Origin of the sequence: Azonexus sp. IMCC34842 (assembly GCF_050368855.1) — a bacterium.
Classification (GTDB): domain Bacteria; phylum Pseudomonadota; class Gammaproteobacteria; order Burkholderiales; family Rhodocyclaceae; genus Azonexus; species Azonexus denitrificans_A.
Map to the genome: position 1 here is coordinate 3,132,218 of NZ_CP178449.1, position 7,783 is coordinate 3,140,000.

9 protein-coding genes (1 of these 9 only partly in view) are annotated in these 7,783 nt (G+C 60.0%); all 9 read right to left on the reverse strand.

Translation table 11 applies throughout. From position 1 onward, the window contains the following. Nucleotides 1–10: 10 nt before the first annotated feature. Nucleotides 11–2,734, reverse strand: a complete 2,724-nt coding sequence (locus tag ACLIKD_RS14790) for a molybdopterin-dependent oxidoreductase (protein WP_428825667.1) — start codon at nucleotides 2,732–2,734, stop codon at nucleotides 11–13. A gap of 127 nt (nucleotides 2,735–2,861) precedes the next feature. Further along, nucleotides 2,862–3,293 (reverse strand): ClpXP protease specificity-enhancing factor, encoded by a 432-nt coding sequence (locus ACLIKD_RS14795; RefSeq protein ID WP_428825668.1) that lies wholly within the window; start codon nucleotides 3,291–3,293, stop codon nucleotides 2,862–2,864. Between the two features lie 3 nt (nucleotides 3,294–3,296). Further along, complete coding sequence (locus ACLIKD_RS14800; protein ID WP_226417009.1) at nucleotides 3,297–3,893, reverse strand: glutathione S-transferase N-terminal domain-containing protein; 597 nt, start codon at nucleotides 3,891–3,893, stop codon at nucleotides 3,297–3,299. An 83-nt stretch (nucleotides 3,894–3,976) separates the two neighbouring features. Beyond that, nucleotides 3,977–4,687: a cytochrome c1 gene (locus ACLIKD_RS14805; RefSeq protein ID WP_226417010.1), complete on the reverse strand. Its 711-nt coding sequence runs from the start codon at nucleotides 4,685–4,687 to the stop codon at nucleotides 3,977–3,979. Between the two features lie 11 nt (nucleotides 4,688–4,698). After that, nucleotides 4,699–6,018 (reverse strand): cytochrome b, encoded by a 1,320-nt coding sequence (locus tag ACLIKD_RS14810; RefSeq protein ID WP_226417011.1) that lies wholly within the window; start codon nucleotides 6,016–6,018, stop codon nucleotides 4,699–4,701. 3 nt (nucleotides 6,019–6,021) lie between these two features. Beyond that, nucleotides 6,022–6,618, reverse strand: a complete 597-nt coding sequence (petA, locus tag ACLIKD_RS14815) for a ubiquinol-cytochrome c reductase iron-sulfur subunit (RefSeq protein ID WP_226417012.1) — start codon at nucleotides 6,616–6,618, stop codon at nucleotides 6,022–6,024. Between the two features lie 83 nt (nucleotides 6,619–6,701). Then, on the reverse strand, nucleotides 6,702–7,301 hold the full coding sequence (recR, locus tag ACLIKD_RS14820; RefSeq protein ID WP_226417013.1) for a recombination mediator RecR: 600 nt from the start codon (nucleotides 7,299–7,301) through the stop codon (nucleotides 6,702–6,704). Further along, a complete protein-coding gene (locus tag ACLIKD_RS14825) occupies nucleotides 7,302–7,625 on the reverse strand; it encodes a YbaB/EbfC family nucleoid-associated protein (protein ID WP_428825669.1) in 324 nt (107 codons plus the stop codon). A 13-nt stretch (nucleotides 7,626–7,638) separates the two neighbouring features. Then, a protein-coding gene (gene dnaX / locus ACLIKD_RS14830) for a DNA polymerase III subunit gamma/tau (RefSeq protein WP_428825670.1) crosses the window boundary here: on the reverse strand, nucleotides 7,639–7,783 show its final stretch. It continues 1,469 nt past the right edge of the window; only the last 145 of its 1,614 coding nucleotides appear in the window; its start codon lies off the right edge, out of view; it ends in the stop codon at nucleotides 7,639–7,641.

Here is a 7,783-nt window from a genome sequence, read left to right on the forward strand (position 1 = left end):
CCCGCCGCGTTCAGGCTGCCGCAGCTTGTCGTGGGGCGTATTCTGCCACCATGCGTTTTATCTCCGGGATGCACCCGCCACAGAAACTGCCGCATTTGAGGCGCTCCTGCAGGCTGGCCAGATCGGCGCCCTGCGCCAGTTCCCGGACGATCTGGACATCGCTGACATCGGCGCATTTGCAGACGATATTGCGCGGCGCCAGGCTGACCGGCGGTTTGGCGGTCGGCGCCAGGGCGAAGCGGATCATCGTCGCATCGAGATCGTCTTCCGCCATCGCCTGTTTCAGCCAGGCCTGGGCCAGCGTCTCGCCGGCCAGACGGACGCCGAGCAGCCGGCCATTTTCGGCGATCGCCTTCTTGGCGATCTGGCGCGAGGCGTCGAGATAGACAATCGCACCCGCCTCGCCATCCAGCCCGAACAGCCAGTCGAGCTCGGCGATCGCCACTTCGGCGACGGCCTTCTCGGCGGCCGCCCGGAAGACGACGACCGGGTTCTGCCGGCCATAGAGTCCGACCGTCGCATAGGGGTAGGCGCTCAGGCTCAGACGGGCCCGCTGAATCAGCGCCAGCGCTTCCGTCTGGCTGGAACAGCGGCGCAAGACGGCCAACGGATAGGGCAGATCAAGTTTTCTGATCTGCACCGCGGCGTGCTTCAACTCCGGCTGCAGCGAATAGGGATCGACGGCATCGCTGACCACGGCATTGGCCCCGGGTGAATTCATGAACTGGCTGCCCCAGTGCATCGGCAGCCAGACCCGCCCTTTTTGCAGACCACCCCGCTCGGCAACCCGGACCCGGAACTCGCCGCGGCGATTGCTCACCATCGCGATATCGCCGGTTTCCAGGCCGCGGTGGCGCATGTCGCAGGGATGCATGGCGAGCAGCGGCTCGTCTTCCTGGTTGAACAGGCGCGGCACCGTGCCGGTCCGGCTCATGCCATGCCATTGATCGCGCAGGCGGCCGGAAAGCAGGCTGATCGGATAGTCGGCATCGAGGCGGTCGGCCGTCGTCTGGTGGTCGATGGCGATGAACTTCGCCCGACCGTCCGCCGTCGGAAAACGGCCATCCTCGTACAGCCGCAGCTTGCCGCCAGCGGCACCTTGCGGATACGGCCACTGTTGCGGGCCTTGCGTTTCGAGCAACGGGTAGCTCAGGCCGGTGATATCGAGATCGCGACCGCGGGTAGTTTCCCGGTGTTCGTTGAAAATTTCTTCGACGACGGCATAAGGAAAGAGCCGCTCGACATCCTTGTTGTCCAGCTGGCGCCCCAGACGGCGGGCGAAATCGACGACGATTTTCCAGTCGTGGCGGGCCTCGCCCGGCGCCTCGACGGCCGACCGGACGCGCGTGATGCAACGCTCGGAATTGGTCACCGTACCGTGTTTTTCACCCCAGCTACTGGCCGGCAGCAACAGATCGGCGAACTCCGCCGTATCGGTATTGCCGTAAGCCTCCTGCAGCACGACGTACTCCGCAGTGCGCAGGGCATCGCGCACGGCGGCCTGGTTCGGCAGCGAGTGCGCCGGGTTGGTACAGGCGATCCACACCGCCTTGATCTCGCCGGTTTTCAGGCTGGCAAAGAGGTCGACCGCCGACTTGCCCGGTTTCTCGGGAACCGCCGAGACGCCCCACAAACGCGCCACCTCGGCCCGGTGCTCCGGATTGTCGAGGTCGCGGTGGGCCGACAGCAGGTTGGCCAGGCCGCCCACTTCGCGGCCACCCATCGCATTCGGTTGGCCGGTCAGCGAGAACGGCCCGGCGCCCGCTTTGCCGATCTGGCCGGTCGCCAGATGCAGGTGGATGATGCCGGCGTTGTTGTGCGTGCCGTGCGCCGACTGATTGAGCCCCTGGCAATAGAGCGACAGCGCCGGGCCGTGGCCGGCGAACCAGCGGGCCGCCTGAATGATGGCCGCCGCCGGAAGGCCGCATAGGTCGGCGACGACCGTCGGTGAGTAATTCCTGACGCGCTCGGCCAGTTCGGCGAAGCCGTTGGTATGCGCGGCAATATAGGCGTGGTCGACCAGCCCCTCTGCGATCAGAACGTGCAGCATGCCGTTGAACAGGGCAATATCGCTGCCCGGCTTGAGCGGCAAATGCAGGTCGGCAATCTCGGCACTTTCGCTGCGCCGCGGGTCGGCGACGATGATCTTCAGATCGGGATTCGCCGCCTTGGCGTCCTCGATGTAGCGAAAGACGATGGGATGGGCGATGGCCGGATTGGCGCCGGCGATGAAGATCACGCCAGCCTGCGCGATGTCGGCGTAGCTGCACGGCGGCGCATCGACGCCGAGCGTCTGCTTGTAACCGGCGACGGCGGACGACATGCAGAGCCGTGAGTTGGTGTCGACGTTATTGGTGCCGATCAGCCCCTTGGCCAGCTTGTTGAAGACGTAATAGTCTTCGGTCATCAATTGGCCGGAGATGTAGAAGGCGACCGAATCGGGACCATGGCGGCGGATCGTTTCGGCAAAGCGCTCAGCCGCCGCATCAAGCGCGCCATCCCAGGCTACCCGCTCGCCAACCTGGCCGCGCACGGCACGCGACTCGGGATAGAGCAGGCGGCAGCTCGGATCCGCCGTCAGATGCAAGGTGGCGCCCTTAGTGCACAGGCGCCCGCGGTTGGCGGGGTGCTCGGGGTCACCGCGCACGCCCTCTATCTTCCCGTTTTCGGTTTTGATGAGGACGCCACAGCCGACGCCACAGTAGCAACAAGTAGATTTGACTTCAGTTCGCATGATTTTCCTTCTGGCATGCCATCAGCAACAGACATGCCACCCCGGAAAATCATGGACTTGGAAAGGAAAAGGGGAAATCCCGTGGTGGAATTTCCCCTTTTTGGTGCATCGAATGCACCCGCTGTCCCTATTTGATGCGTTGCAACTTGGGACGCCCCGGTTCCGGGCGCGGCGGCTCCGGCGGCGCTTCACCATCAGCCCCTTCGCCCACCGGCTCGGCTTCTCCTGCCTCGCCTTCGGCCGGTTCGGCATCGATCTCGAAAGCCATACCGGCACCGTTTTCCCGCGAGTAAATCGCCGAAACCTGCGGCACGGGGACCGAGATCTGCCGGGCGACACCACCGAAGCGGGCCTGGAATTCAATGAAATCGTTACCGATATTCAGCTTGTTGCTGGCGTCCGGCCCAATGTTGAGCACGATCTGGCCGTCGCTGATGAATTCTCGCGGCACCCGCGTGCGGCCATCGACCTGGACCGCGATGTACGGCGTGAATCCGTTATCGCAGCACCACTCCCAGATGGCCCGCAGCAGGTACGGCTTGGTTGACGGAAGTTCCATGTCTTACTTGCGCATTGCCTTTTCGGAAGGGGTCAGCGCATCGATGAAACCTTGCCGGCTGAAAATTCGCTCGGCGTACTTCATCAACGGCGCGGCAGCCTTGCCGAGATCGATACCGTAGTGGTCGAGGCGCCACAACAGCGGGGCGATGGCCACGTCGAGCATCGAGAATTCGTCGCCCAACATGAATTTCTGCTTGTTGAAGATCGGGATGATCTCGGTGAGCCGGACGCGAATTTCCTGACGCGCCTTGTCGGCCGTCTTGCCGTTCTTCTCGATCACTTCCATGAAGGAAAAGATTTCGCGTTCCATGCCGACCAGCAACTGGCGGGCCCGGGCGCGCATGATCGGATCGGCCGGCATCAGTTGCGGATGCGGGAAGCGCTCGTCGATGTATTCGTTGATGATGTTCGGCTCGAACAGCACCAGATCGCGTTCGACCAGAACCGGGACACGGTTGTGCGGATTGATCGCGGCCATCTCTTCCGGCTTGTTGAACATATCGACATCGATGACCTGAAAGTCCATGCCTTTTTCAAACAGGACGATGCGGCAGCGATGGCTAAACGGGCAGGTAGTGCCTGAGTAGAGGTTCATCATTTGTGGTAACCCTCAAAATGAGATTCGGCACCGGGGGCTGGCCTGAGCCAAACCCGCGATGCCGTTAGCTGATCCAAAATGGATCAGTGAATGTCTTTCCAGTATTCCTTCTTCAGTGCGTAAGCCACCACGAAGAGCAATGCCAGGAAGGCAAGAACGAAGAAACCAAGCTTTTGGCGGAATTCCTGTTGGGGTTCACCCATCCAGACCAGGAAGCCGACTAGATCAGAAACGGTCTTGTCATAGGCGGCCGGCGCCAGTTCACCCGGAACCGCCAGTTCCAGCTTGTGCGTTTCGTGATTCAGCACTTGCTGGCCCTGCATGGCGTTGAGGACATGCGGCATGGCGACCTTGTCGAACAGGACATTGTTCCAGCCGGTCGGACGGGTCTCGTCGCGATAGAAGGAACGCAGATAGGTGTAGAGCCAGTCAGCACCGGAACCCACTTCGGAAGCACGGGCCCGGGCGATGATGGTCAGATCCGGCGGCGCCGCACCAAACCACTGCTTCTGCTCTTCGCTACGAGCGGCAACACGCATCTGCTCGCCAATTTTTTCGGCGGTGAACAACAGGTTTTCCTTAACCTGTTGTTCGCTCAGGCCGAGCTCCATCAGCTTGTTGTAGCGGAAGTAGGACGCGCCGTGACAATTCAGGCAGTAGTTGACGAAGACCTTGGCGCCGTTTTGCAGAGCGGCCTTGTCACCAACCGACCCCGGCCACGTATCAAGATGTGCCGTGCTGCTGGCAAAAGCAGCCAACGGAACGAAGAGCAATGCGATCAGGAATTTTTTCATTTTTTGCATCCTCACTTCATCGTCACGCGGTCAGGAACCGGCTTGAACTTGTCCATACGCGACCACCAAGGCATGGTCAGGAAGAAGGCGAAATAGAAGAAGCTCAGAACCTGCGCTACCGGAGCACCCGGAATCATGCCGAAAAATTCGTATGAAGGCGGTTGGGTGCCAAGGAAACCAAGGATCACGAAGGCGATCACGAACAGGGTCAGCATAGTCTTGTAAATCGGACCGCGATAACGGATCGACTTGACCGGACTGCGATCCAGCCAAGGCAGGAAAGCAAAGACCACGACGGAAGCACCCATGCCGACCACACCCCAAAACTTGGCTTCGAGACCGAAGAAATTCCAGACCATGGCACGCAACACCGAGTAATACGGCGTGAAGTACCAGACCGGCGCGATGTGCGGCGGGGTCTTCAGCGGATCAGCCGGGAAGAAGTTGTTGTATTCCAGGAAATAGCCGCCGCCTTCCGGTGCGAAGAACATCACCGCGGAGAAAACCATCAGGAAAACCACTACTCCGACGATGTCCTTGACCGTGTAGTACGGGTGGAACGGAATGCCGTCGAGCGGAATGCCATGCTCGTCCTTGAGCGCCTTGATTTCGACACCATCCGGATTGTTCGAACCCGTTTCGTGCAGCGCCAGGACGTGTGCGGCAACCAGACCGAGCAGCACGAGCGGGAAGGCGATGACGTGGAAGGAGAAGAAACGGTTCAGCGTCGCATCGCCAACGACGAAGTCGCCGCGAATAATGATCGACAGGTCATTACCGATCACTGGAATGGCACCAAACAGGTTAACAATCACCTGGGCTCCCCAGAAAGACATCTGGCCCCATGGCAGCAGATAGCCGAAGAAGGCTTCACCCATCAGCACCAGGAAGATGCCGACACCGAACAGCCAGGTCAGCTCACGCGGCTTGCGATATGAACCGTAGAGCAAGCCACGGAACATGTGCATGTAAACCACGATGAAAAAGGCGGAAGCACCAGTCGAGTGCATGTAGCGGATCAGCCACCCCCCCGGCACATCACGCATGATGTATTCGACGGAAGCGAAGGCCACCGGCACGCCATTGGCGTTCAGGGCAGCGTCCGGCTTGTAGTGCATGACCAGGAAAATGCCGGTGACGATCTGGATGACCAGAACCAGCAGGGCAAGGGAACCGAAGAAATACCAGAAATTGAAGTTCTTCGGAGCGTAGTACTCGGAAAGGTGGCCCTTGAACATGGCAGTCGCCGGGAAACGGGCATCAACCCATTCCAGCAAGTTGCCACCCAGAGACCCGTCGGATTTGTACTTTTCGAAATTGCCAGCAGCCATTTCTTATGCTCCCTTCTTGTCTTCGCCGATCAGGATACGGGTATCGGTCAGATACACGTGCGGCGGCACTTCGAGGTTGGTCGGGGCAGGCTTCGCCTTGAAAACACGGCCGGCAAAGTCAAAGGTTGAACCATGACAAGGACACAGGAAGCCGCCGAGCCATCCGTCAGGCATACCGTCTTCGGTTCCAGCCTTGAACTTGGACGAAGGAGAACAGCCAAGATGGGTACAAATACCGATGACCAGCATGATTTCCGGCTTGATCGAACGGGTTTCGTTCTGGGCGTACGTTGGCTGCTGCGCTTTTTCCGACTTCGGATCGGCAACCTGATCAGCGAGCTTGGGCAGAGTGTCCAGCATCTCCTTGGTGCGGTTGATGATCCACACCGGCTTGCCGCGCCACTCAACGGTCAACATCTGACCGGGCTCGAGCTTGCTGATATCGACTTCAACCGGAGCGCCAGCTGCCTTGGCGCGTTCTGACGGCAGCAAGCTGGAGACGAACGGGACGAGCGCCGCTACAGCACCCGCTCCGCCCACGGCTGCAGTAGCAACGACCAAACGTCGCCGGCCGCAGTCCACTTTTCCTTGATTGCTCATTACGCTGACCCCTAAAGGAATTGGATGGGATTAAAAATAAACGCTAAATTATACGCCAACCGAACCTTCGACAAAAGGCGTTGTCACCCGACACACGCCTTTCGCTCCCGCAGCGCTTGCGCCAGCGTCCCGCTATCGACATATTCGAGTTCGCCACCAACCGGCACGCCGCGCGCGATTCTCGTGACGCTGACTCCTTTGGCCCGGAGCATCGTCGCAACATAATGGGCCGTCGCCTCGCCTTCGTTGGTGTAATTGGTCGCCAGTATCACCTCAGTAACCACGCCATCCAGCGCACGCGCCATCAGTTGCTCGAGAGCGAGCTCCCGCGGCCCAACACCATCCAGCGGGGAAATCCGCCCCATCAAAACATAATAAAGCCCCTTGTAGGCTTGGGTCTGCTCCATCATGTTCATATCGACCGGCGTCTCGACGACGCACAGCAAGCTGGCATCACGGCGCGGCGAAGCGCATCGTTCGCAAAGATCGCTTTCAGTCAAGGTGTTGCATCGCCGACAATGACGAATAGCCTGCAAGGCATGCAAAAGAGCATCGCCCAACCGTTGCGCCCCCTGGCGATCGCTCTGCAACAAATGGTAGGCCATGCGTTGCGCCGATTTCGGCCCGATTCCGGGCAAACAACGCAACGCTTCAATCAACGCCTCAAGACCGGACGGGGTCACTTAGAACGGCAACTTGAAACCCGGCGGCAAGTTGAGGCCTGCCGAAAACCCGGACATTTTCTCCTGGCTCACCGTCTCACTGCGCCGCATGGCATCGTTGACCGCAGCGGCGATCAAATCTTCCAGCATTTCGCGGTCATCCATCACGGACGGATCTATCGTGACTCGCCGAACATCATGCGCGCAGGTCATGAGAATCTTGACCATACCGGCGCCGGCCTGCCCCTCGACTTCAACTTGGGCCAGTTGTTCCTGCGCCTTTTTCATGTTTTCCTGCATCATCTGCGCCTGTTTCATCAGGCCACCCAGACCACCCTTCATCATTTCGACATCTCCGCTAAGCTATTGGTTTAATTGATGATTCAACAAGAGAAGCATCAAATGATTCAATCACGTCCCGCACAAAGGCATCTTGCTCTATCGCAGCAATCGCCCGCCCTTGGCGCTCCTGCCTCTCGCGCCCGGCAGCGACAGCCGGGGTG

What these genes read in the sequence shown, in the direction of transcription:
- ACLIKD_RS14795 (WP_428825668.1), bottom strand. Translation starts at nt 3,293, where the DNA reads ATGGAACTTCCGTCAACCAAGCCGTACCTGCTGCGGGCCATCTGGGAG.
- ACLIKD_RS14810 (WP_226417011.1), bottom strand. Translation starts at nt 6,018, where the DNA reads ATGGCTGCTGGCAATTTCGAAAAGTACAAATCCGACGGGTCTCTGGGT.
- ACLIKD_RS14805 (WP_226417010.1), bottom strand. Translation starts at nt 4,687, where the DNA reads ATGAAAAAATTCCTGATCGCATTGCTCTTCGTTCCGTTGGCTGCTTTT.
- ACLIKD_RS14825 (WP_428825669.1), bottom strand. Translation starts at nt 7,625, where the DNA reads ATGATGAAGGGTGGTCTGGGTGGCCTGATGAAACAGGCGCAGATGATG.
- ACLIKD_RS14800 (WP_226417009.1), bottom strand. Translation starts at nt 3,893, where the DNA reads ATGATGAACCTCTACTCAGGCACTACCTGCCCGTTTAGCCATCGCTGC.
- ACLIKD_RS14790 (WP_428825667.1), bottom strand. Translation starts at nt 2,734, where the DNA reads ATGCGAACTGAAGTCAAATCTACTTGTTGCTACTGTGGCGTCGGCTGT.
- petA (WP_226417012.1), bottom strand. Translation starts at nt 6,618, where the DNA reads ATGAGCAATCAAGGAAAAGTGGACTGCGGCCGGCGACGTTTGGTCGTT.